20 protein-coding genes are annotated in these 23,904 nt (G+C 42.9%); 6 read left to right on the forward strand and 14 right to left on the reverse strand.

Annotated features, from left to right (window positions below; all coding sequences use genetic code 11):
• The 7 genes from aroB to IYN84_RS08850 all read right to left on the reverse strand — a co-directional run bounded on the left by aroB (nt 1) and on the right by IYN84_RS08850 (nt 6,646).
• Nucleotides 1-1,083, reverse strand: coding sequence for a 3-dehydroquinate synthase (gene aroB, locus IYN84_RS08820; RefSeq protein ID WP_196138839.1), 1,083 nt, complete (start codon nt 1,081-1,083; stop codon nt 1-3).
• A gap of 15 nt (nt 1,084-1,098) precedes the next feature.
• The gene (gene aroK, locus IYN84_RS08825; RefSeq protein ID WP_196139183.1) at nt 1,099-1,620 is read right to left on the reverse strand and encodes a shikimate kinase AroK; all 522 of its coding nucleotides are present in this window, start codon (nt 1,618-1,620) and stop codon (nt 1,099-1,101) included.
• An 85-nt stretch (nt 1,621-1,705) separates the two neighbouring features.
• Complete coding sequence (gene pilQ, locus IYN84_RS08830) at nt 1,706-3,802, reverse strand: type IV pilus secretin PilQ (RefSeq protein ID WP_210330359.1); 2,097 nt, start codon at nt 3,800-3,802, stop codon at nt 1,706-1,708.
• 18 nt (nt 3,803-3,820) lie between these two features.
• Nucleotides 3,821-4,393 (reverse strand): pilus assembly protein PilP, encoded by a 573-nt coding sequence (locus tag IYN84_RS08835; protein ID WP_196138840.1) that lies wholly within the window; start codon nt 4,391-4,393, stop codon nt 3,821-3,823.
• A 2-nt stretch (nt 4,394-4,395) separates the two neighbouring features.
• A complete protein-coding gene (locus IYN84_RS08840; protein ID WP_196138841.1) occupies nt 4,396-5,013 on the reverse strand; it encodes a type 4a pilus biogenesis protein PilO in 618 nt (205 codons plus the stop codon).
• Nucleotides 5,013-5,579 carry a PilN domain-containing protein gene (locus IYN84_RS08845; protein ID WP_196138842.1) on the reverse strand — a complete coding sequence of 189 codons (567 nt, stop codon included), beginning with the start codon at nt 5,577-5,579 and terminating at the stop codon, nt 5,013-5,015. The genes IYN84_RS08840 and IYN84_RS08845 overlap by 1 nt, the downstream gene beginning before the upstream one ends.
• A complete protein-coding gene (locus tag IYN84_RS08850) occupies nt 5,579-6,646 on the reverse strand; it encodes a pilus assembly protein PilM (RefSeq protein WP_196138843.1) in 1,068 nt (355 codons plus the stop codon). Before IYN84_RS08850 ends, IYN84_RS08845 begins: the two co-directional genes overlap by 1 nt.
• Nucleotides 6,647-6,992: 346 nt before the next feature.
• Between IYN84_RS08850 and IYN84_RS08855 the strand changes: the two genes are divergently transcribed.
• Nucleotides 6,993-9,584, forward strand: coding sequence for a penicillin-binding protein 1A (locus IYN84_RS08855; protein WP_196138844.1), 2,592 nt, complete (start codon nt 6,993-6,995; stop codon nt 9,582-9,584).
• Nucleotides 9,585-9,655: 71 nt separating this feature from the next.
• On the opposite strand, the gene crp is transcribed toward IYN84_RS08855, so the two are convergent.
• On the reverse strand, nt 9,656-10,312 hold the full coding sequence (crp, locus tag IYN84_RS08860) for a cAMP-activated global transcriptional regulator CRP (RefSeq protein ID WP_196138845.1): 657 nt from the start codon (nt 10,310-10,312) through the stop codon (nt 9,656-9,658).
• Nucleotides 10,313-10,684: 372 nt separating this feature from the next.
• On the opposite strand from crp, the gene IYN84_RS08865 reads away from it, so the two are divergent.
• The gene (locus tag IYN84_RS08865; protein ID WP_196138846.1) at nt 10,685-11,089 is read left to right on the forward strand and encodes an OsmC family protein; all 405 of its coding nucleotides are present in this window, start codon (nt 10,685-10,687) and stop codon (nt 11,087-11,089) included.
• Between the two features lie 58 nt (nt 11,090-11,147).
• On the opposite strand, the gene phoU is transcribed toward IYN84_RS08865, so the two are convergent.
• The 6 genes from phoU to IYN84_RS08895 form a co-directional block, all read right to left on the reverse strand.
• Nucleotides 11,148-11,867, reverse strand: coding sequence for a phosphate signaling complex protein PhoU (gene phoU, locus IYN84_RS08870; protein ID WP_210330360.1), 720 nt, complete (start codon nt 11,865-11,867; stop codon nt 11,148-11,150).
• Between the two features lie 9 nt (nt 11,868-11,876).
• The gene (gene pstB, locus IYN84_RS08875) at nt 11,877-12,713 is read right to left on the reverse strand and encodes a phosphate ABC transporter ATP-binding protein PstB (RefSeq protein ID WP_196138847.1); all 837 of its coding nucleotides are present in this window, start codon (nt 12,711-12,713) and stop codon (nt 11,877-11,879) included.
• A gap of 9 nt (nt 12,714-12,722) precedes the next feature.
• The gene (gene pstA, locus IYN84_RS08880; RefSeq protein WP_196138848.1) at nt 12,723-14,018 is read right to left on the reverse strand and encodes a phosphate ABC transporter permease PstA; all 1,296 of its coding nucleotides are present in this window, start codon (nt 14,016-14,018) and stop codon (nt 12,723-12,725) included.
• Nucleotides 14,011-15,408: a phosphate ABC transporter permease subunit PstC gene (gene pstC / locus IYN84_RS08885; RefSeq protein WP_196138849.1), complete on the reverse strand. Its 1,398-nt coding sequence runs from the start codon at nt 15,406-15,408 to the stop codon at nt 14,011-14,013. Before pstC ends, pstA begins: the two co-directional genes overlap by 8 nt.
• A gap of 71 nt (nt 15,409-15,479) precedes the next feature.
• On the reverse strand, nt 15,480-16,523 hold the full coding sequence (locus tag IYN84_RS08890) for a PstS family phosphate ABC transporter substrate-binding protein (RefSeq protein ID WP_196138850.1): 1,044 nt from the start codon (nt 16,521-16,523) through the stop codon (nt 15,480-15,482).
• A gap of 330 nt (nt 16,524-16,853) precedes the next feature.
• Nucleotides 16,854-17,888 carry a LacI family DNA-binding transcriptional regulator gene (locus IYN84_RS08895; protein WP_196138851.1) on the reverse strand — a complete coding sequence of 345 codons (1,035 nt, stop codon included), beginning with the start codon at nt 17,886-17,888 and terminating at the stop codon, nt 16,854-16,856.
• A gap of 182 nt (nt 17,889-18,070) precedes the next feature.
• Here IYN84_RS08895 and pgi point away from each other — a divergent pair, with 182 nt between their 5' ends.
• From pgi to pgl, 4 genes are read left to right on the forward strand one after another with little or no spacing between them, the layout of a single operon-like run.
• Nucleotides 18,071-19,720 (forward strand): glucose-6-phosphate isomerase, encoded by a 1,650-nt coding sequence (pgi, locus tag IYN84_RS08900; RefSeq protein ID WP_196138852.1) that lies wholly within the window; start codon nt 18,071-18,073, stop codon nt 19,718-19,720.
• Nucleotides 19,721-19,747: 27 nt separating this feature from the next.
• Nucleotides 19,748-21,706, forward strand: a complete 1,959-nt coding sequence (locus IYN84_RS08905) for a dihydroxy-acid dehydratase (RefSeq protein WP_196138853.1) — start codon at nt 19,748-19,750, stop codon at nt 21,704-21,706.
• Nucleotides 21,690-23,147: a glucose-6-phosphate dehydrogenase gene (gene zwf, locus IYN84_RS08910; RefSeq protein WP_196138854.1), complete on the forward strand. Its 1,458-nt coding sequence runs from the start codon at nt 21,690-21,692 to the stop codon at nt 23,145-23,147. Before IYN84_RS08905 ends, zwf begins: the two co-directional genes overlap by 17 nt.
• 34 nt (nt 23,148-23,181) lie before the next feature.
• Complete coding sequence (pgl, locus tag IYN84_RS08915) at nt 23,182-23,895, forward strand: 6-phosphogluconolactonase (protein WP_196138855.1); 714 nt, start codon at nt 23,182-23,184, stop codon at nt 23,893-23,895.
• Nucleotides 23,896-23,904 lie beyond the last annotated feature (9 nt).

Below are 23,904 nucleotides of genomic sequence, written 5' to 3' on the forward strand. Positions count from 1 at the left end.
CTAGGCAAGATGTGCGCCAATCGCTTCCCTAAGTGCGTTTGAATCTTCTTCCTCGACAATAATACAGTCATTATTTCGTGGCAATACCAATCGATACTTATCCGACAAATTCTTTTTATCCAGCTTCATAGACTCAAGCATATCCTCGACGGAATATCCTCCTTCAGCAACTTCCGGCAGGCCAAGCTTTTCCAGAATCCGTCGATACTCAGAGGCCTTCTCGATATGAATAAGATTCTTGGTGAGCGACAAACTGATCGCCATTTGTATGCCGATAGCCACAGCCTCACCATGCAAGTAACGCCTATATTCCGTCAACTTCTCTATAGCATGACCAAAGGTATGTCCCAAATTCAGTAGCGCGCGCGCACCAAGCTCTTTCTCATCGTCAGCGACAACCTGAGCCTTCTTGCGGCAGCTTAATTCAATCAGAAGAGATATAATTTCGGCATCTCGAGCGAGTATTGCAGGCGTTTGATTTAGGAGTGCTTCAGAGATGTTGCTCTCGCCCAAAATAGCGTATTTAACAACCTCCGCCAACCCTGACAGATACTCTCTTTCCGGTAGACTCTTCAAAGTATCGGTGTCAATTACTACCAGTCGAGGCTGGTAGAAAGCACCAATCATATTTTTGGCCTGGGGGTGGTTAACCCCTGTTTTTCCACCTACAGAAGAATCAACCTGTGACAAAAGAGTTGTCGGCAGCTGAATAAAACGCATGCCTCGTTGATAACTTGCAGCAATGAATCCGCTCAAATCACCAACAACACCGCCACCAAGGGCCAAAATAGTATCATTTCGCCGAAACTGATTTTCAATTAGAAAGTCGAGCGCTTTGGAGAAGTTTTCCAGACTTTTCTCAACTTCTCCATCTGGAATAACGAACTCAAATATTTTCTTGTTCGCATTAGACAGGGCGTCTCTGACTGAGTCACAATACAACGGCCCCACTACTTGATTAGTCAGTATTAAGACCTTTTCCCCTTCACACTCACCAGCGATCAGCCCGGCCTTTGCAAGCAGACCAGGAGCGATAAGGATACTGTAACTTCGCTCACCGAGCTCTAGTTTTAAGCTGCGCATAACAGTTGTATAGGACTAATCCTGAGTTATTTGTGAAATTATTTTGTTAGCAACAGACTTAATTGAGTTTTCATTAGTAGCGACAATTACATCAGCAATTTCTCGATAAAGAATATCTCGTTCTTTATGCAGTGCAATCAGGGTCGCCTCTGGATCATCGCTACTTTGTAATAGCGGCCTTCTTTTGTCTCGTCGCGTTCTTTCGAGCTGCTGCTCTATAGAGGTTTCCAGATACACCACAATACCGCGACCAGCAAGAAAGGTCCTGTTTTCTTGTTCCAGAATAGCACCGCCACCAGTAGCCAAAACAATTCCTTGCTTTTGAGTTAATTCGGCGATTACGCTTTTCTCGCGCTTCCTGAATCCTTCTTCACCTTCTATATCGAATATCCAGTCAATCGGGGCACCCGTTCGCGCTTCGATTTCCTGATCAGAGTCGATGAACTCCAGGTGGAGGCTCTGGGCCAGCTGTTTACCTATCGTCGTTTTCCCTGCCCCCATAGGCCCGACAAGGAATATATTTCTTTTACCTTTCATCATAAGAAAATACTACAAATTTCCCTAGCAGAAATGCAACAACCCGCGATAGCGGGTTATTACTTTGAATCAATTTAAGTTGTATTTATCTAACGGACTCTTTAACAATCTTAGGCGTCACAAACATGAGTAACTCCTGTTTCGCTGAAGAATCTGTAGTTGAGCGGAATAATACACCAATTCCAGGTAAATCACCTAAGAATGGTACTTTAGAAACGTCATGATTAGTACGTTGCTGATATACACCACCTAAAACTACAGTCTCACCGTTTTCGACAAGAACCTGAGTCCCAACTTCCCTAGTATTGATGGCAGGACCAAAAGTCGTCTGCTCACCTCGAGAATCTTGCTTTACTACAAGATCGAGGATTATACGATCATCTGGAGTGATTTGTGGAGTAACTGTTAGCGATAAAACAGCCTTTTTGAAGGTAACATTCGTATTTCCGGCACTACTCGCTTGTAAATAAGGGATTTCTTCACCAGATTCGATGTAAGCTTCTTGTTGGTTTGCAGTAATTACTCGAGGCGATGCAATCACTTCTCCCCGATTTTCACTTTCCAAGGCAGATAACTCTAAGTCCAGAATAGTACCATCATCCAGGCGTGCAACGGTTAGTCCAACACTACCTGCAGGACTTACAACAGGCATGTCGACCGCGAAAGTTCGAGCAGCAGGTGAACCACTAAAGAACACGCCATCAGAACCAATGATATCTCCTGAAAGCGCGCCATTACTGCCTGTATCGGTAATACCAAAACGAACACCAAGCTCTTCTTCAAAGCCGTCATCAGCCACAACAACCCTGGACTCGATTAATACCTGTCTTACCGGAATATCCAGCTTTCTAACCATAGAACGGATATGATCGAGCTTTTTAGCAGTATCCTGAATAATCAGATGATTTGTTCGTGTATCAACAGAGATGCTTCCTCTATCTGATAAATAATTCGCCCCATCAGTTCTAACCAAATCAGCAAGCTCTTGTGCTTTTGCATAGTTAATCTGAATAAACTCAGTTCTTAATGGCGCAAGTTGTTCAATCTGTTTTTCGTTTTGCAACTGCATAGCTTCCTGAGTAGCTATTTCGTCTGCTGGTGCGACTAACATGACGTTGCCATTTTGACGTTTGTCCAAACCTCTGGTTTTCAACACTATATCAAGCGCCTGATCCCATGGCACAGCTTGCAAACGTAAAGTGATAGTGCCTGTAACTGTATCGCTTGTTACCAGGTTCAACCCGGTAAACTCTGCAATAATTGCTAATACGGCTCGGACAGGTATTTCCTGAAAGTTAAGAGATAGTCTCTCTCCGGTGTATACAGGCTCATCGAGCTTCTTTCTTTCAACTTCTTCAGGAGTCAAAGGTTTAAGCTCAATAATGTAGGTGTTATCAGCCTGATAGGCCAAGTACTCGAACTCGTCTAATGTTTGAATCGACAGGCGAACATTACCGCCAACGCGGCTGGTCGAAATTATTCTGGCGGGAGTCGCAAAGTCGACAACATCCAACTTTCGAATTAGCTCGTTGGCAACTTTTGCATTAACAAAATCAGCTAAAATAGTCCTACCTTCCTGACGTAAATCAATCCCCAAGTTTGAATTGTTTAACTCAACAACTACACGGCCTTCTCCAGCTTCCCCTCTTCTAAAATCGATACTTGCAATATCGTTATTGCTACCGTATGTTTCAGTCGGCGTCGAGGAAGATGCTACAGAACTGTTGAATCCACCGCCGTTAGACTTTTCCACTCCGTGGCCAACGGTTACAACGAGTTCATTGCCATCGACACGTGTATTATAAGGAGTCATTTCTACCAGATTAATTACCAGGCGAGTCTTGTTGCCTGCCTCAACCGCGGTAACCGAGCGAGTCACACCGATTCCTACATTCTGTGTTTTTTTAGCAAGAGCACTACTAACACCTTCCAGATCCATCCATATTCGCGCTGGATTTTCTGTCGTGATCTCTTGAAATGCCGGTGGAGCTGAGTCCATTTTGACTCTGATTTCAACCTTATCTCCAGGCATTACGCTATAGCTGATATCCTGAATTTGGGCAGCAAAAGTACTGATACTAGTAAAGGCTAACAAGCCCATCACAAAGACTTTAAAAAGGCGAGCGGCCATCGCAATTGCTCCTCGAGTAATCTGATTACTATTTTTAACTCGGTTGTTCATAATTTCTCCTAAAGCCTGTTATTCCTGGGCTAACGCCATATATACAGTACGTTGTTCCCAACAGCCTTTACTATCTGGCACCAATGTAGTTATCTCGATTTGATCTTCACTAATTTCAACTATTCGTCCATGGTTAATGCCCAAATAGTTGCCCTGCCTGACATGAAAAATATTTCCTTCAGCAGGACCAGCAGTCATTTTTATTAACCCCCAAAGCTTGGACTTATTTTCAACACTGCCTACCATTTCCATAGAATCAAGCGAATAGCGCTCCAGATCTTCCTTATGTCTCGAGGTATCTGGCTGAATAGTCTCGTCACATCCTTCTACCAATTGCTTGATTTGCGCTTCCAGTTCGGGCTCTAAATCCGCAAAAGGACTTTTCAGGTGGGCTGATGAGTAGTCATGAGGCTTATACTCCTTGACTTCGGGCATCGGCTTGATTCTACCAGGAGGCTTTGCTTTAACCCGGTCCACCCAAGCCTGTAAATCTTCGGTATTACTTGAGCAACTCATTAACAAAGTGGTTGCCGAAGCGAATAAAAAAGTGCGCAAAATGATACTAGTCTTTTTCAAAATAACTGTTCTCACGACTATTCCCCCGTATCCGAGCGATAGGTTTTCGCTTTTACCGTAAATGAAAGCATTCTCTCATTAGGAGCAGAAGGGACAGTTCCATCAGTAATTTTAATATCAAAATCGTGTAGAGTAACAATTCTAGGCAGTCTGGATACTCTCGATACAAAGTTAGCTATCTGATGATACCCACCTTTTACAACAATATTAATCGGTTTTTGTGCATAAAATTCGGAATTAACTTCAGGCAAAAACTTGGCCTCTATAATCTCACAGCCTGAGCCGGTAGCCGCATAAGAAAAATCATCCAGAAGACTGGCCATTTCACTCGATTTGGGTAGTTGTTGCAGCAAGGTTTTAAAGCTTTCCTGAATAGTCGCCATTTGTTCCTTGTATTTAGCAAGATTTACCGCCTTACCCTGTTTTTCTTCAAACTCGCGCTTAAAGTCTACTTCTTTTCTTTCCAGACCAACCAGCATAGCCGATTGGTCTTTGATAAATAAGTAGTAGCCAAGGCCCACCACGATTGCTAGCACCAGAGCAGCCACGACCGCTTTAGCGGCAACGGGCCACGAGCCCATATTATTGAAGTCCAGATCACTGACATCCAGGTTATTCAGATCCTTTATGTCCATTACTTAGCCTCCTTTTCCGCAGAGTCTGGTGCACTTATTTTTGTTCGGAGGGTAAATTTCTTCCGGTTGGCTCCCGAATTTTTGTCGCCCTGGATGTTATCGAGCGGTCCAGGTTTAAGCCAGGTTGACTGACTGATATTCCGCATAAATTTCGATATTCTTGGTGCCGACTCTGCAATTCCGGTAAACACGAGATCATCTCCTTTCCGACTTACCAGACTTAGATTAACCCCTTGGGGAATATTGGTTACTATCTCATCAAAAACATGAACAACCTGTGGCCTGCTTTTCTGTAAATCCTGGATTAAGGTCATTCTTTCTACCAACTGCTGTCGCTCTTTTTCAAGTTGTTGAATTTCCTTTATCTTAGAATCAAGCTTTCTAATTTCGGTCTGTAAAAACCGATTTCTTTCCCTTTGGTCGTCTAGCAGTGAATTATAGAAAGTATAAACACCCCACATTAATACAACGCCAAAGAGTGCAACCAGGCCAAGCACACTGACAAACTGTCGTTGTCTTTCCTGGCGCTGTTCTTCTCTCCATGGAAGTAAATTGATATTTGCCATTAGTCAAAACTCCTTAATGCCAATCCACAGCATATCACCAGTGACGGCGCGTCAGAGCTGAGAGCTTGAGCATTAACTTTTGAAGACAGCGACATATCGGCGAAAGGGTTAGCAATACTGGCAGTAGTACCAAGTCGCTCTTCAATCATTTCTTCCAGACCTTCAATCACGGAACAACCACCAGCCAGAACAATGTGGTCAACTTCACCATACTGACTAGACCCGTAGAAAAATTGCAGCGAGCGACTAACTTGTTGAATAATTGCTTCTTTAAAAGGCTCAAGTACTTCCGGCTCATAATCATCCGGCAAGCCGCCTTGCTTTTTAGCCATACCGGCTTCTTCAAACGAAAGACCATACCGCCTTTGTATTTCTTCAGTTAATTGTGACCCGCCGAATGTTTGTTCACGCGTATAAATTGTATTGAAATCTTCCATAACGCTGAGGCTTGTATTGGTTGCACCAATATCAGCCACTGCAATTACCTGCCCTTCACCTTGATCCGGCAGTTGATTAGCCAACAATCTGAACGAGCGCTCAATAGCATAAGCTTCCACATCCACAACCCTAGCCGTTAATCCAGCTAACTCTAGAGCATCTACTCTGCTATAGACATTTTCTGAGCGAGACGCCGCTAGTAGGACATCAACTTTATCGGGAACCTTTTCTGACTCACCTAATACTTGAAAATCCAGGGCAACTTCTTCAAGAGGATAGGGAATATACTGATCAGCCTCAACTTCAATCTGCTGCTCCATGTCATCTTCTGATAAACCTTTATCCATCTGGATGGTTTTGGTGATGACAGAAGAGCCGGCGACAGCGACGGCGGCATGCTTGATATTGGTTCCTGAACGACTGATTACTCTTTTTAAGGCTTCACCAACAACTTCAGGGTCCTTAATATCTCTATCAGCCATCGCTTCTTGAGGCAGCGGCTCAACTGCATAGCTTTCGACTCGATAGCGAGATCCCACTTTACCCAATTCGAGCAACTTACAAGCTGTCGAGCTGATATCGATCCCAACCAGAGAGGTCTTTTTGGAGCCAAACAAATTAGCCAGCATATTCTAGTTTTCCTATCAGTTTTATCCAGTTACAGGCGGGAACTGTGTTTTTACTTTAAATAATAGCGCTAACTATAAGAAAATTCACCTGTTTTCTATTTTTATTCACTCAATTTGGCGCTATTTCACATTATTGTCAAGGCTTATTTATGATCCATGCGCCAGCCTTCTCATTTTAAATCACATAGTTAGCTATCAAATTATCTAACAATCCAATAAAAAAATGCGTGAACAGTTAGCAAAATTGATAACCCTCTCGACAAATATTCGCTTTCTGGTTAAAGCAGCGAACAAATAGCGATATACTTGGTCATCTTCAGTAGGATCCTTTTTCATAATTTATAAAATGAAGCATATTGCCAAGATAGCACCCAAAATCGCCTATTTATTCAGTCTATTTGCAATCCTTTTTAGCATGGGATTTATTGGACTTTATCTGACCGTCGAGCCAAGTCTGCCGGATGTAGAATCAATCCGGAAAATCCGCTTACAAACGCCCATGCGAGTTTATTCCTCCGACAATAAATTAATAGCAGAGTTTGGTGAAACTCGCAGGATACCTATTACTTTAGACCAAGTTCCCAGAGATTTCATAAATGCGCTGCTATCGACCGAGGACAAAAGATTTTACGAACATTCCGGCGTAGATTTTCAAGGCTTATTAAGAGCATTTATCAACCTTGCAGCAACCGGAACCAAAAGTCAGGGTGCCAGTACCATTACAATGCAGGTCGCCCGAAACTACTACCTTTCTCGGGCTAAACGGTTTTCTCGTAAAATTACTGAAATATTCCTCGCCTGGAAAATAGAGTCTGAATTGAGTAAGAATGAAATCCTTGAGCTTTACCTCAACAAAATACACTTCAGTCACAGAGCATATGGGCTAGGGGCGGCAGCCCAGGTTTATTACGGTGCTACGCTAGATGAGCTGACATTAGCTCAGTTGGCAACTCTGGCAGGAATTCCTAAGGGCGAGTCAAAGTATAATCCAATATCCAGTCCAGAAAATGCTGCCAAGCGACGAGCTCATGTACTCGGACGTATGCTGGCTGAAAACCATATTACTCAAGAGGCCTACGAGAAAGCGATGGCGGAACCAGTAGAGACTCAAAAACACGGTATGGAAATCGGTGTAGAAGCACACTATCTGGGGGAAATGGTCCGTCGGTATGCCATAGACGAATTCGGGATCGATGTTGCGTATAATGATGGTCTTAAATTTTATACAACACTCGATAGCAGACTTCAGAAAGCAGCACAGGACGCGCTTACAGGAGGACTCGAAGAATATGACAGGCGCCATGGGTATCGTGGGCCAGAGCATCAGTACTCGATTACCGAAAATACCAAGGAAACAGAGTTGAGATCCTGGTTATCGGATATTCCTGTAATAGCGAATCTTCAACCAGCAATTGTTCTTACGGTGCAAGAAGATAAAGCTTCACTTTTGTTAAAATCAGGGGAAAAAACCGAGCTAAAACTTGAAGATGTTAAGTGGGCACGAGAGTATGTTGATGAGAACAATCGCCGACCTCCAATAAAACAGGTTGACCAGGTATTAAAGGTAGGAGATCTTGTCAGACTGAAACAGAAAGCGACAGCAGATGAGTCAACCACTCCGCAGACTGAAGTTGAAGAACAGGCCCAGGAGGCAGCGGTCGCTTATCAACTAGCCCAAGTTCCCGATGTCAGTGGTGGGTTCGTTTCACTAAATCCAATAAATGGCGCGATAGAAGCTTTAGTGGGTGATTATGACTACAGTTTGAGTAAGTTTAATATGGTAACTCAAGCCAGACGACAGCCCGGAAGTAATATCAAGCCGTTCGTCTACTCAGCTGCATTTGAAAAGGGGTATACTCCCGCCTCATTACTCAATGATATGCCTATCATTGAAACTGACATAACTGCTGAAAACTTTTGGCGTCCTAAAAATGACAGCGGAATATACCTTGGGCCGACCAGCTTGAGAACAGGGTTAAGGCGCTCAAAAAATACCGTATCTGTTCGCCTGATTAGAGAAATAGGCCCTCAATATACAAAATCCTATCTTGAAAAAGTAGGCTTTCCAGGAGAGCACATGGAACCCTTCCTTTCACTGGCACTGGGCTCTGCGTCATTTACTCCTCTGGAAGTAGCAACCGGGTACGCAACATTGGCGAATGGCGGTTACAAAGTGGACAGCTGGTTCTTATCAAGAGTAGAAGATGCCAATGGACGTATTATTAGAGAACACCAGCCTCTACAGGTTTGCAAAGACTGCGTGTCTGCTTCAGCAGCCCAACAGGAAAATACAGATAACGATAATACAGTAGAAAATAGGTTAGGTGCTCTAGATGAGGATCTCAAACCTAGCGCAAGCACCAATGAAGATTCATTTGTTAATTACCCATTGCATTCCGTGCCTGAAGAATATATTGCGCCTCGGGTTATTGAAGAGAGAAACCACTACCTTATCCACGATATTCTTAAAGATGTAATCCATCGTGGAACCGCAACACTGCAATTAACCAGAACTAAAAGCCCTCTTCTTAAAAGACACGATCTTGCAGGTAAAACAGGAACAACTAATGACGCCAAGGACGCCTGGTTTAGCGGTTATAACACAAGGCATGTTGCTTCTGCCTGGGTAGGTTTTAAAGATCATTCGCGAAAGCTTGGCAACCGCGAGTTCGGTGGTAAGGCCGCACTACCAATTTGGCAAAAGTTTATGGAAAAAGTTCTGGACGGAACCCCCCAGGCAGACTTCACTCGCCCGGAAGGGATCGTAGAAGTCAAAATAGATCCTAAAACAGGATTATTAGCTTCAACAATAACAGAAAACCCGGTTTTCGAAAAATTCAGAAGCGAGAATGCTCCAAAAGACTATGCAGATAAGCCTCTGGACAACCCATTTAATCAGGAAGAAGAAAGTGTTAGCGAAGAAGAAAGCCTCTTCTAAATAGCAGACTGAATCCAGGTTAAAAAAGGCCGTATATTCGGCCTTTTTTATAAATAGAGAAAATATGTCAATTAACGGGTGCCGTATATCACCATCGTTTTCCCTTTAACAGAAATATGTTCCTGCTCTTCCAGAACTTTTAATACTCGACCCACCATTTCACGGGAACATCCAACTATTCTTCCAAGTTCCTGACGAGTAACCTTTATCTGCATTCCATCAGGATGAGTCATTGCATCAGGCTCCTTTGCCAGGTCAAGCAACGCTCTGGCGACCCGACCTGTAACATCCATAAATGCCAGATCACCGACTTTCCGACTGGTCTTTCGCAAGCGAAGTGCCATTTGTTCTGCCAGTCTAAACATTATTTCCGGGCGCTCTTTAACCAGCGCCTGGAATCTTGCATAACTAATTTCTGCAACATCAGTTTCGGTTTTCGCTCTCACCCAAGCACTACGGTCGGTCAGGCTATCAAACAGCCCCATTTCACCGAAAAAATCTCCCGAGTTCAGGTAAGCAAGCACTAACTCTCTTCCATCGTCATCCTCTATTAGTACGCTAACCGAACCTTTAATAATAAAATAGAGGGTTTCCGGCTTATCGCCAGCAAAAATGATGGTAGTTTTCGGCGCATAACGACGTTTATGGCACTGGGAGACGAACCACTCCAATGTCGGATCGCTCTTTATATTGTGAGGTAATGTCAAAGGTTCTTTGATTAACGCCATATTGTTTCCAACACCCTGTTATTTCTTTGCCTGTATTTCTAATATTTCGAGCACTTCTAAAAGTTAAGCGCTCGCTAGGTCGTTCCCTTGCATAATGCTAATACTAGCACCTTTCATACTATGGTTTTACTTTATTCGGGAAATTCCCGCTAAATTCCATGTAACCAGAGAATATTACCCTCGTCACCATGATGCATCAACTTGACCTTGGGTTCATCTGTCGACTTGCTCTCAATCTTATCAGATAAACCTGATTCCCAGTGCTCGCAATTAAATGATCGCGTTTAATTCATTCTATAAGATGATTTATTTCACAAGAATACGCATAATGACGCCCTAATTAATTTAACACAATCTCATTAGGAGAGGTTTATGAAAGTCGTCACACAATGGCAACAAGGACTCACTTTCAAAGGAACTAACGAAGCTGGACAGTCAATTGAAATGGATGGAGAAGGCAAAGCACCTTCACCAATGCACATGATGCTGATGGCGGTAGGAGGCTGTTCTTCGATCGACGTAGTTATGATTTTGGCAAAAGCACGTCAACAAATATCTGATTGCGTCTGCCATCTCGACGCCGAAAGAGCGGAAAATCCTCCCAGAGTCTTTAAAAAGATTCATGCACACTATGTGGTCACCGGTAAGTCTCTCAAAGAAAAACAGGTAGAACGGGCTTGCCAGCTATCAATGGAAAAATATTGCTCAGCCTCTTTGATGCTGCAGGCTTCGGTTGAGATCTCACATAGTTTCGAAATTGTAGAAGAAGCGGAATAAGCCATTTTTACAGGAGAAGATCACCTCTGGGTCATCAGCTCCTGTAAGCTGAGGAAAATTATTCCTGAATCTGTCTTTTCACCTCTTCAAGACTGGTATGGCGTACATCTTTACCTTTAACCAGATATACGATGTATTCACAGATATTTTTGGTGTGATCGCCAATTCTTTCCAGGGCACGGGCACACCATGAAATCCTTAATGAGTTTTTAATTTCTCGCGGGTCTTCCATCATACGAGTGATTAACAACCGCGAAATGGCATCAAACTCTTCGTCGATCGCTTTATCATTATCGATAATTTCAATCGCGGCCTGCACATCCAGGCGAGCATATGCTGTTAAAGCGTTATTAAGCGTTTTCAAAACATGCTCGCCGAGGTGTTTTAGCTCGACATATTGACGAGCAACTTTGCTTTCTTCTGGTAACTTAAGCGTATTTTTCCCAAGCTTAACAGCTTCATCACCAATTCTTTCCAAATCGGTAATCGTCTTGATGATACTTACCATCAAGCGTAAGTCACTCGCAGCAGGCTGCCGTCTTGCTATTATCTGGGTGCAACTTTCATCAATATTAACCTCCAGAGAATTAACCTCGACATCACCGTTAACAACTTTTTTTGCTAAAGTAAAATCCGATTGCATCAAAGCTTCTAGGCCATCATTGACTTGCTGTTCAACAAGACCGCCCATCTTCAAAACCTGACTTCGGACCTCCTCCAGCTCTTCGTTAAAACGCTTGGAAATATGTTGCGTCAAGTGTAAATCATTTTCCATCATTAAAACTCCTTAACCGAAGCGGCCTGTAATATAGTTCTCGGTCAGCTCGTGGCTTGGGTTGGTAAATATTTGATCGGTCTCTCCGACTTCCACCAACTGCCCCATATGAAAGTAGGCTGTTGTTTGTGAAACCCGAGCAGCCTGTTGCATTGAGTGAGTAACAATCGCAATCGTATATTTTTCCTTTAGCTCGTCAATCAACTCCTCAATCACTGCTGTAGCAATCGGATCAAGCGCGGAAGCCGGTTCATCCATTAAAATCACTTCAGGGCTTACTGCTATAGTGCGAGCAATACAGAGGCGCTGTTGCTGTCCCCCGGATAAACCTGTACCGGCAGAATCCAGTCTGTCCTTCACTTCATTGAAAAGTCCTGCACGTTGCAAACTGGTGACGACTATTTCATCGAGCTCTGCCTTATTTGTTGCCAAACCGTGAATTTTCGGTCCGTAAGCGACATTATCATAAATTGACTTTGGGAAAGGATTTGGTTTTTGGAAAACCATACCAACTCTGGCACGTAGTAACACCGGATCTAAACCTTTGGCGTAGATATCGTCACCATCGAGCTTCAACTCACCTTCAACTCGGCAAATTGGAATTGTATCGTTCATACGGTTTAAGCAACGTAAAAAAGTTGACTTGCCGCACCCTGAGGGACCGATCAATGCAGTAACCTGATTTTTAGCCAGGTCCAGGCTTACATCTTTAATCGCCTGTTTTTCGCCATAAAATACATTTACATTGCGCATTGACATTTTTGCATCGTCAGCATAAATGTTGCCAACGGTTTTGTTAATCTTAATGTCGTCAGATACCAAACTCTCTGATGAAGACAAATCAATCATATTGCTCACCTATAAACTCTTTTCAAACTTCTTGCGCAAGAAAGCGGCAATTGAGTTCATGACTAAAAGAAAACTGAGTAAAACTAAAATAGCGGCTGAAGTTTTCGCCAAAAACGCTCGCTCTGGACTATCAGCCCATAAATAAATTTGCACCGGTAAAACTGTAGCCGGATCAGTTATGCCTCCTGGAATATCAACGATAAAGGCGACCATTCCGATCATCAATAGTGGTGCTGTCTCGCCAAGGGCTTGAGCCATTCCGATAATAGTACCAGTCAATATTCCAGGCATGGCAATCGGCAAAACATGTCCAAATGCAGTTTGCATACGTGATGCGCCTAGCCCAAGAGCAGCTTCTCTAATTGAAGGAGGAACAGCTTTGATAGACGCTCTGCTGGCAATTATAATCGTCGGTAAAGTCATCAGTGTTAATACAATACCACCGACCAGAGGTGCAGAACGAGGTAAACCAAACATATTAATAATGACAGCAAGCCCCAGGAGTCCAAAGATAATCGAAGGTACAGCAGCCAGGTTATTTATATTTACTTCTATCAAATCAGTCCAACGATTCTTTGGAGCGAACTCTTCAAGATATAATGCCGCCGCAACTCCCAATGGAAAAGATAACAGCAAAGTAACCAGCATTGTTAGTAGTGTTCCGGTGAGCGCGCCTTTAACCCCTGCTAGCTCAGGGTCTCGAGAATCACCATTTAAGAAAAAGCTTGTGTTCCAACGCTTCTCTATTCGTTTTAGTTCAAACAGTTCTAACACCCAACCGGCTTGTGCTTGATTTACCCTGGAAAACTCTTCTCCCGGCATATTGACGCTCTTTAAATAAGTATCAATATCGTCATCCAGCCTGACAAAAACGTCGACCTTTTTTCCTAGCACCTTTGGATTTTCCATAAGGTAGTTTTTAATGGTAAATTCAGCATTGGTGCTAAATAGAGCAAAGAGGCTACGCTTCTGTTTCCTGTCTTTGACTTCTGGAAACATCTGGTAGATTGATTTTTTTAGCGTTGTCCGATAGCTTCCTTCACCTGCAAGCACAGACTCAGAAGAATCTATCTTCATCCAGTCTTTTCTATAATCTATCTCTAGCTTAACCCAATGCTGATGAAAAGCTGGCATCGCTTTGATAAAGATATCTGTCAACAGGATTAAAACCAGCATGAAGCCAAAACCTATTGCCAGCCTCCCCATCCATTGAAAGCGCTTTTCCTTGCGGTGGCGTTTTTTCAGGCTAAAGGCAACTTTTTCTGTTGTTGTCAGCTCTGCTGATGTTTGAGTTTGCTTAGTCATACTGCTCTCGATACTTTCTTACTACTTTAAGCGCGATGACATTGAGCGCTAAAGTAGTGATAAATAGCATTAAGCCTAAAGCGAATGCGGCTAAAGTCTTAGGACTGTCAAATTCCTGGTCGCCAGTTAATAAAGTTACGATTTGTACAGTTACTGTTGTCACTGAGTCCAGGGGATTTGCTGTTAAGTTAGCAGCCATTCCTGCCGCCATAACTACTATCATGGTTTCACCGATTGCGCGAGAAACCGCAAGTAAAATAGCACCGACGATACCCGGCAAGGCAGCCGGAAGAAGCACCAGCTTGATAGTTTCAGACTGTGTTGCGCCCATTCCCAGAGAGCCTTCTTTTAGCGCTTTTGGTACAGCATTAATTGCGTCATCAGAGAGGGAAGAAACGAAAGGAATAATCATTACCCCCATAACCACACCCGCGGCTAAGGCACTTTCAGAAGCAACCGAAAGTCCGAGTAGACTTCCCATATCACGAATAAAAGGTGCGACAGTTAACGCGGCAAAAAAACCGTACACAACAGTAGGAACGCCAGCCAGAATCTCTAACATGGGTTTGGCAATCGAGCGAATTTTTGCAGAAGCATATTGCGACAAATAAATAGCAGTCATCATTCCAACAGGAACAGCTATCAACATGGCAATAAAAGTAATCAAGAGGGTGCCCGCGAACAGAGGAACCGCACCGAAAGCTCCAGAGCCTGCCACCTGATCGGTGCGCATGGCAGTTTGCGGACTCCAATGGGTACCAAATAGGAACTCCCAGGGTGGAACCGCACTAAAAAACTGAATCGACTCAAATAAAACCGAAAGAATAATTCCTAGCGTTGTCAAAATGGCGATACCGGAAGATGCCAAAAGTAACCAGCGGACGATTTTCTCCAACTCTGCTCTTGCCCGAAACTCCATTGAAAAGCGGCTAACCACGAATGCCACACTGGCAACAGCAATAACCAAAATCAGTGCAGTGCGGATCCAGGCGGAGTTATTCTGAATATTCAAAAGATAAAGCGCAGCCTGCTGTTTTTCGCTTTCTGTTCCTTCAGAACTGAGCCCGGCACTCAAGTTCTCGGCCAATATTTTAATGTCGTTTAAATAAAGTCCCAACTCGGAATTAGGCAGAGCTTGTATATCCTGGGAAAAGGAAGAAATAAGTAAGGAGTCGACAACTTGACTCTCAAAGGCGTTCCAGAGAAGTAGAACAATCAATGCTGGAAGAGCGCACCAAAACCCCGTCAATAAGCCAAACTGGCGTGGCAAAGAAACCAGTAAACGCGCACGACTTACCCCCCCAGCAACCTTAAGTGATCGCTGAATACCGAGCCAATAGCTAAACAATGCCAATATCAGTAAAGTTAAAACCAGTGTCGACGAATTCATTATGACTTTTCCCAAAAAAAGGAGGCAGCACAATTAAGGCTGCCCCTTTCTTAAACTTTTTGCAGTATAGATTAAAGTTGTAAAGGTTTTAATCCCAATACATCTTTTCTAATCTGACCCAGTTTTTCATTTCCTAATGGAATCAAACCACGGTCAGTCAAGTAGCCTTCTTCACCCATAGCTTCTTCACTGGTGAATTCTTTCAAAAACTCTTTAATTCCTGGAATTTTACCAACGTGTGCGTTCTTAACATAGAAGAACAATGGACGCGACACAGTGTAAGATCCATCAGCAATACCTTCAAAGCTAGGTGCGCTACCATCAACAACTGAACCTTGAAGCTTGTCGGCGTTTTGGTCAAGGAAACTAAAACCAAAAATACCAAAAGCATTTGGGTTAGCCGTTAGCTTTTGAACGATCAGATTGTCGTTTTCACCAGCTTCGATATAAGCATGGTCTTCACGCACCGAGTGACAGATCGACTTATACTTTTTCTTGTCTTGCTTTTTAATTGCCTTAATCCATGCAAACTTTTTACAGCCACCTTCAAGTACTAACTCAGCAAAAGCATCGCGAGTTCCTGATGTTGGAGGAGGTCCCAATACTTCAATTTTAGTCGAAGGAAGATCTGGATTTACATCACTCCATAATTTGTATGGGTTAGCAACTAATTTTTCACTACCGTCCTTCGCAGGGACTTCTTTGGCCAAAGCTAAGAAAAGCTCCTTGCGTGAAATAGTCATCTGTTTTGCTGATTTTGCATTAGCGAAAACGATACCGTCGTAGCCAACTAAAACTTCTGTAATTCCAGTCACACCATTCTTCTGACACATTTCAAATTCAGATTTTTTCATGCGACGAGAAGCGTTAGACATGTCTGGTGTATCGATACCAGCACCGGCACAGAAAAGCTTCATACCACCGCCAGTACCAGTTGATTCAATCTTAGGCGTATTGAAGTTAGTACTCTTACCAAATCGTTCAGCGACAACAGTAGAGAAAGGATATACCGTTGAAGAGCCAACAACATTAATAGTGTCGCGCCCAGCAGCAAATGCAGTAGTTGCAGTTGCAGAAGCAGCTAGTAAAGATAATAAAGCGAGTGATTTTTTCATTTCATTCCCCGTTATGGTTCAAAATTTCAAGATTTAACGGTTGGCTATACTATGATTAAGATGTGACCAGTATATGAAGCTTTTATGACTGCTTTATTACAGCCGTTACAGTAAATAACCACGCTTTAATATAAAAATAAATTTTCTTTATATTTCAATAAGATAAATTCTTCTACCAAGAGTAAACCAAGTAACTTAATGGATGTTCTTTTTTGACCTGTCATATTACAGAAGAAACAAATATGACAATGCCCAAGGTTATTATTGTATTGAGATAAACTTATTGGCCAACATTGAAGACAATCTGGAGGCTTGCATTCACTATACAGTTTACTTTGGCGCGCAACCTGTTGAGTCTCGAACCACCAGCTCAGGACTAAAGCTTCGGATCATATTACCCTCCTCCAGCTGTTCACATGACTGTCCTTGAATTTTTGAGATGAGTAAATTAGCCGCCTGTTGTGCTATCACCTGGTTGGGTTGATGAGCAGTCGTTAATTTTGGCCATGTCTGACGGGAAAAAGGACTATCTTCAAAACCTACAATAGAGAGCTCATCAGGGATAGATATTCCCATCAATCTTGCGGCAAAAAGGGCTCCCGCAGCCATTTCATCATTACTGGCAAATATCGCTGTCGGTTTCTTTTTGCGGCCAAGCAGCTTCTTCGCTCCTTTGACTCCAGAATCAAATGAATATTCCCCTTCGACTACCCATTGCTTACTTGTTTTGACATGATTATCACTAAGTGCGGCCAGATATCCGTTTAAACGTTCACTGCTTGAGCGATGCTCTTCTCCGCCACAAAGAAATCCGATTTGCTTATGTCCAAGATCAATCAAGTGCTGGGTAATGTTATAGGCTGCTTCATGATCGTTTACAAAAATACAGGAAGCAGCCTGCTTGCCCTTTTCCAGCCCCGAAATGATTCTCACGTAAGGTAAGGCCATTTTCTCCAGCATTCTGGAAACTTTAGGCATCTCGGAAAATGGAGGCGTCAAAACCAGACCCGCTACTCGAGAATGGTTAATTAAATGTGTAAGCTCTTCTTCCAAATCATCCGCTTGATGATTACAGGGGTGAATAAGAAGTTCATAGTTGTTTTCTCGACACTGGGAAAGCAATCCATTTTGCATATCGATAACATAATAGGCATTCGGATTGTCATAGATAAAACCGATCGTATAGGATCGGGTTCCAGCTAAACTTCTCGCAGAATTGTTCGGCCGATAGTTGAGCGCCTTAACCGAAGCCATTACCTTGTCATAGGTAGACTGTCTCACCGAGGACTCGTTATTAATCACCCGCGATACAGTTTTCATCGATACGCCGGCGTGCTTGGCAACATCATTGATGGTAACACTCATAAAACTGCTGTCCCTTTTCGCTCGGCTCAAGCCCTCAAGAATAGTCGCCGAATATTGCAAATATAAATATCAAGCGGACTATATCATCAAAAACTCTGACGCACCAATTGACAGCGCTGTCATTTCTACAGTAGTCTAATAGCAAGATAGTGTTCTTTATCAGCAAACGACAAGGATTTGATATGCAAGATCCGACAAAACAAAAGGCCTGGCAAGCGCTAAATAGTCATGCAGCAACAATTAAAGGACGGCACATGAGAGAGCTCTTCGCGCAGGACAAGCAACGTTTCGAGCATTTTTCAGTGGAGCTAGATAGGTTCCTGCTGGATTACTCCAAAAATCTGATTACAAAAAATATCATGCAGGACCTGATTGCATTGGCCAGAGAAAGTAATGTCGAAAATTGGCGTGACGCTATGTTCTCAGGAGAAAGAATCAATCGAACAGAAAATAGAGCCGTGCTGCACCCTTCGTTACGTAATCGCTCAAAAACGCCGGTATTTCTGGATAACAAAAATGTCACCGAACAAGTAGAAAACGAGCTTGGAAAAATGGAAACCTTTGTGAGTCAGATTCGCAGTGGGAAATGGCTTGGTTACAGCGGCCAACCTATTCGCCACATTGTAAACCTCGGGGTTGGTGGCTCCAACCTGGGACCACAAATGGTTACCGAAGCACTAAAAAATTACAGTGATAACAGTATAAAGACTCACTATGTTTCTAATGTCGATGGCGCTCAAATAGCTGAGATTCTAAGACCTTTGTCTCCGGAAAATGTGCTATTCATTGTTTCTTCGAAATCCTTTTCAACCACAGAAACGCTAACCAATGCTAAGACAGCGATGCGCTGGTTAGTCTCTGCGGCTTTTGATGAAAGAGCAATTCAAAAACACTTTGTTGCCGTAACCGCCAGACCACAAAAAGCAATCGAACTAGGCTTTGAAGAAAAAAATATTTTTCGCATGTGGGACTGGGTTGGTGGTCGTTTCTCCTTGTGGTCAGCGATAGGCTTACCAATTGCGCTGGAATTTGGGTTTGAAAAGTTCACCGAGCTTCTCGAAGGAGCCCACGAAATGGACCTGCACTTCCAGCAAGCACCACTAGAAGAAAATGCCCCTGTCATACTGGCATTGATAGCAATGTGGAATACCACCTTTCTAGGCTGTCAGTCACATGCAATCCTACCCTATGATCAGACACTGCACATGCTAGCTGCATATTTGCAACAAGCAGAAATGGAAAGTAATGGCAAGTCGGTAACCTGGGATGGTCAACCCGTAAACTATTCCACAGTTGCGTCAATTTGGGGCGGAGTTGGAATCAATGGTCAGCACGCTTTCTACCAATACCTCCATCAAAGTAAAAACATTGTACCAGCTGACTTTATTGGCTCAATAGAAAGTGTCACCCCACTGGAAGACCATCATGAAACTTTAATGGCCAACTTTTTTGCTCAAACTCAGGCATTGATGTGTGGCGTGAATGAGTCACAGGTTCGGTCCGATTTAAAAGCCAAGGGTCGTCAACAGGAATTTATTAACCAACTGGCGCCGCATAAGGTGCACGAAGGAAACCGGCCCACAAATACTATTTTATTGAAAAAACTTGATAGCTGGACGCTGGGAGCATTGATAGCGATGTACGAACATAAAATATTTGTACAGGGAGTATTGCTACATATCTGTTCTTTTGATCAATGGGGTGTGGAGTTAGGCAAGGGACTAGCAGAAAAAATACAGCGTGAATTAAAAGACAAAAAGCTCGATATTGAACATGATTCGTCAACTAAACACCTTATCGAATTTTATTTTAAACACTCAACGGCCGGATAGTTCTGGCGGGAAAATATAGAGAAAAAAATGGTTCATTCAATCGTTGCCAAGGTAACCCGAACGATCAAAGAACGAAGTTGTAGATCTCGCGACAGTTATCTAAAAAAAATATCACTGCAAAGAACGGAGACTCCATACCGTCAGCGACTTGCGTGTGGAAACCTCGCCCATGGATTTGCAGCATGCTCTGCTCAAGAAAAGCTTTCTCTTAGTGAAAACAAAGACCCAAACCTGGCAATAGTAAGCGCCTACAATGAGATGCTCTCAGCTCACCAGCCGTATTTCGAGTATCCAGAGATTATTCGGAAAATTGCCCGCCAATATGGAAGCACAGTGCAGTTTGCTGGCGGAGTGCCCGCGATGTGTGATGGTGTCACTCAGGGGCTTCCTGGAATGGAGCTCTCACTATTTAGCCGCGATCATATCGCCATGTCAACCGCGATTGCTCTGTCTCATCAAATGTTTGATGGTGTCGTGCTGCTAGGTATATGCGACAAAATTGTACCTGGATTATTGATCGGCGCCCTGTCGTTTGGTCACCTTCCCACAATATTTATACCGGCAGGCCCAATGACTTCTGGAATTTCAAATAAAGAAAAAGCGTCCATCAGACAACTCTACGCTCAAGGAAAAGTAGATAAAAAGACTCTGTTGAAAACTGAGAGTGAATCCTATCATAGTCCTGGCACCTGTACTTTTTATGGTACCGCAAATAGCAATCAAATGCTTATGGAGATTATGGGCCTTCAACTTGCCGGAAGTTCATTTGAAAATCCAGATAGCAAACTAAGAAAACCTCTCACTGAAGAAGCGGTTATTAGGCTCACATCTCTCGCAAAAGAAAATGGCAGAAATATTTGCCTGGCCGATATTGTTGATGAAAAAGCAATAGTTAATGGTATCACTGGTTTGCTCGCAAGCGGCGGTTCTACAAATCATACCTTACATTTAATCGCTATCGCACGTGCCGCAGGAATCCAAATAACCTGGCAAGATATGGCAGAGCTTTCTAAAGTTATTCCCTTACTTTGTCGGGTTTACCCGAACGGCGAAGCAGATATAAACCAATTTCATCAATCGGGAGGAATGGCGTTTTTAATTAGAGAGTTACTAGCAGGTAATTTACTGCATAACGACGTAAATACTGTCATGGGATTTGGCCTTGAGAACTATTGTCGTGTACCAGAACTAGTCAAACAAAAAGTAATTATCACTGACAATCATGATAAGCAAATCAAGATAGAAGCAAGCGATAAAAAAAATGTGATTCGAGAAAAAGTCGTATGGCAGGCTCAAACAGGCAAGAGCAAGGACAAAGATACTCTCAGAGAAGTCAATTCGCCGTTTTCTAATAATGGAGGTCTTAAATTGCTATCGGGTAATCTGGGTCGTGCAATTATAAAAACTTCTGCAGTTGAAAAAAGCAAACAAACGATTACTGCGCCGGCGAAAATATTCTATTCACAGGAAGCAGTGATCGAGGCATTTAAACAAGGACAGCTTTATCAGGACTTTATTGCAGTAGTAATATTTCAAGGTCCCAAATCCAATGGCATGCCAGAACTTCATAAACTCACGCCGATACTAGGCTCTCTTCAAGATCAAGGTTATAAAGTAGCGCTAGTCACTGATGGTCGAATGTCTGGTGCGTCAGGCAAAGTTCCTGCTGCAATTCATTTATCTCCTGAAGCACTAGAGGAAGGAATGATAGGCAAACTTCGGGATGGAGATATGGTTACTTTAGACTGTCAAGAAAATCAGCTTTCTGTCGATCTTGACGAAGCGCAAATTAAGCAGCGCTCCGCTTTAGTAAAACGAGATTGTTCAGATCAGTACTCTGTCGGCCGAGAGCTTTTTAGTATCTTTCGAGATCGGGTATCAAGCGCAGAAGAAGGCGCAACTATTTTTGACTTTGAAATTAGATATTCAACGAACAATCAAACCGAATTTTATCCGCGCGAGGTAACTTATGACCAACCATTGTGATCTGGTGATATTCGGTGCTACCGGAGACCTTGCACTTAGAAAACTATTACCGGCCTTATATCGTTCATACTCAGAAAAGTCGCTTTCTGGAGATTTCAAAATTCATCTTACATGTCGTAGCAACTCCCAAAAGGACTCTTACCTAACAAAACTAAAGGATTCTTTGCAAGAACACCTGAGCGAAAACGAATTCTGTAGCGAAACGTGGCTACAGTTTAAAAAACGGCTTTTCCCAATTCAACTTGATATTGAAAATGAAAAACATGACTGGCAACAACTCGAGCAAAGACTCGATAACAGGCGAGAGCGTATATTTTATTTATCCATCGCTCCATCTCTTTACGCTCTTTGTTGTCGGCAGCTGGCGCGATTCAAGTTAATTAACAGGCATAGTCGAGTAGTACTGGAAAAGCCGATTGGATATAACCAGACCTCAGCAGAAGAAATTAATTCAGAAGTTGGTAAGTACTTTAATGAAAAGCAAATATTTCGAATCGATCACTACCTGGGTAAAGAAACAGTACAGAATTTGATGATACTTCGCTTTTCCAATTTGCTATTTGAAAATATGTGGGACAGAAAATCAATTGATCATATTCAGATTTCAATTGGTGAAACCGTAGGACTTGAAGGTCGTGCCGGCTTTTACAATGATGCAGGAGCAATGCGCGATATGGTGCAGAATCACCTGCTCCAGCTTCTTTGCCTGATAGCTATGGAACCGCCAAATGAATTTTCTGGCGATAACATTCGGACGGAAAAAATTAAGGTTCTCAAAGCACTAAGACCTGTTAGTGTTGATTCTATCAGACAGGAGACGATTCGCGGCCAATATGTTTCTGGTCAATTGGCAGATAACCTTGTACCGGGTTATCTTGAAGAACTGAAAAAACCACAAAGTTTTTGCGAGACCTTTGTTGCAATTCGTACTTTTGTGGACAATTGGCGCTGGTCCGGTGTTCCATTTTATTTACGTACCGGAAAACGACTCAAGCAACGCTGCGCAGAAATTTCTGTTCAGTTTAAACCTGTATCTCATCAACTATTCAGCTCACAAGCAGGAATTAGCCAACCCAATCGATTAATTATAAGGTTGCAACCTGAAGAGAGAATTCAGCTTTCGATTACTTCGAAAAAACTCAATAAAGCAGAAACGCAATTAAAACAGGAATTACTGGATCTCAATCTAAATGATAATAGTACATCCTTACAAAGTGATGCTTATAAGCGCTTGTTACTCGATGTGATCGCCAATGACCCCAGTTTATTTATTCATAGAGAAGAGATCGACACTGCGTGGCGCTGGGTAGATCCTATTATCGAAGGCTGGCGTAAGGACAATTATCAGCCAGAGCTCTACCGTGCCGGTAGCTGGGGACCCGAGTCATCGGATCGTTTGCTAGCTAATGATGGTCGCTATTGGCATAACCCGGATGAATGAATGTTTATGACAATTTTGAACACAAGGAGTTACTATGACTCAAATTATTGAGCGCTTTTTTCAGAGTCAACAGGAGATGTATCAATCCCTGTTGGCTAACACTCAATATCAACTGGAGAAAGCAGTCCAGCAACAGGGTGAGGCCACGTTTCTGGTTTCAGGTGGTACAACACCAAAACCGCTTTACTGCTCCTTGTCAAAAACAAAGTTGCCCTGGCAACGAATAAAAGTAGCAATGGTAGATGAGCGTTGGGTTAATCCTGACAACGAAGCTAGCAATGAAAGACTTATTCGAATAAACCTGCTTAAGAATCTTGCCCGCGATGCACGCCTCACGACAATGAAGATTGATGGTCAATCGCCTGTCGAAGCATGCGCTACAATCGAAAATTGTTATAAAAAACTAAATACTCCATTTGATCTCACAATATTGGGAATGGGCAATGATGGCCACACTGCTTCACTTTTTCCAAACTCAATTGGACTAGAAACGGGATTAAATAGCGAGTCGACTCTATGTTGTCCCATCGATGCGGTCAATTCTGCTGCCGCGGGAAAGTATCAGCAACGCTTGTCTCTAACAATAAACGCAATAAAAAGAAGCCGCCAGATCAAACTGCTCATTACCGGCGATAAAAAACTCAAAACATATCAAAAAGCAAAACGAGCAGGCTCAACTATGGAAATGCCTGTTCGCGCAATTTTACAACTAAAAGACATCCCAATAAATATTTACTGGGCACCTTAGTTAATCGAG

The organism is Aliikangiella sp. G2MR2-5, from assembly GCF_015687155.1.
Taxonomy (GTDB): Bacteria; Pseudomonadota; Gammaproteobacteria; order Enterobacterales; family Kangiellaceae; genus Aliikangiella.

Bases quoted from the DNA above. Each gene is read 5' to 3' on its own strand.
- IYN84_RS08895 (WP_196138851.1), bottom strand. From the start codon at position 17,888: ATGAGTGTTACCATCAATGATGTTGCCAAGCACGCCGGCGTATCGATG.
- pilQ (WP_210330359.1), bottom strand. From the start codon at position 3,802: ATGAACAACCGAGTTAAAAATAGTAATCAGATTACTCGAGGAGCAATT.
- IYN84_RS08855 (WP_196138844.1), top strand. From the start codon at position 6,993: ATGAAGCATATTGCCAAGATAGCACCCAAAATCGCCTATTTATTCAGT.
- crp (WP_196138845.1), bottom strand. From the start codon at position 10,312: ATGGCGTTAATCAAAGAACCTTTGACATTACCTCACAATATAAAGAGC.
- pstA (WP_196138848.1), bottom strand. From the start codon at position 14,018: ATGACTAAGCAAACTCAAACATCAGCAGAGCTGACAACAACAGAAAAA.
- pgi (WP_196138852.1), top strand. From the start codon at position 18,071: ATGCAAGATCCGACAAAACAAAAGGCCTGGCAAGCGCTAAATAGTCAT.
- aroB (WP_196138839.1), bottom strand. From the start codon at position 1,083: ATGCGCAGCTTAAAACTAGAGCTCGGTGAGCGAAGTTACAGTATCCTT.
- pgl (WP_196138855.1), top strand. From the start codon at position 23,182: ATGACTCAAATTATTGAGCGCTTTTTTCAGAGTCAACAGGAGATGTAT.
- IYN84_RS08890 (WP_196138850.1), bottom strand. From the start codon at position 16,523: ATGAAAAAATCACTCGCTTTATTATCTTTACTAGCTGCTTCTGCAACT.
- pstB (WP_196138847.1), bottom strand. From the start codon at position 12,713: ATGATTGATTTGTCTTCATCAGAGAGTTTGGTATCTGACGACATTAAG.
- aroK (WP_196139183.1), bottom strand. From the start codon at position 1,620: ATGAAAGGTAAAAGAAATATATTCCTTGTCGGGCCTATGGGGGCAGGG.
- IYN84_RS08905 (WP_196138853.1), top strand. From the start codon at position 19,748: ATGGTTCATTCAATCGTTGCCAAGGTAACCCGAACGATCAAAGAACGA.
- zwf (WP_196138854.1), top strand. From the start codon at position 21,690: ATGACCAACCATTGTGATCTGGTGATATTCGGTGCTACCGGAGACCTT.
- IYN84_RS08845 (WP_196138842.1), bottom strand. From the start codon at position 5,579: ATGGCAAATATCAATTTACTTCCATGGAGAGAAGAACAGCGCCAGGAA.
- pstC (WP_196138849.1), bottom strand. From the start codon at position 15,408: ATGAATTCGTCGACACTGGTTTTAACTTTACTGATATTGGCATTGTTT.
- IYN84_RS08840 (WP_196138841.1), bottom strand. From the start codon at position 5,013: ATGGACATAAAGGATCTGAATAACCTGGATGTCAGTGATCTGGACTTC.
- IYN84_RS08850 (WP_196138843.1), bottom strand. From the start codon at position 6,646: ATGCTGGCTAATTTGTTTGGCTCCAAAAAGACCTCTCTGGTTGGGATC.
- phoU (WP_210330360.1), bottom strand. From the start codon at position 11,867: ATGATGGAAAATGATTTACACTTGACGCAACATATTTCCAAGCGTTTT.
- IYN84_RS08865 (WP_196138846.1), top strand. From the start codon at position 10,685: ATGAAAGTCGTCACACAATGGCAACAAGGACTCACTTTCAAAGGAACT.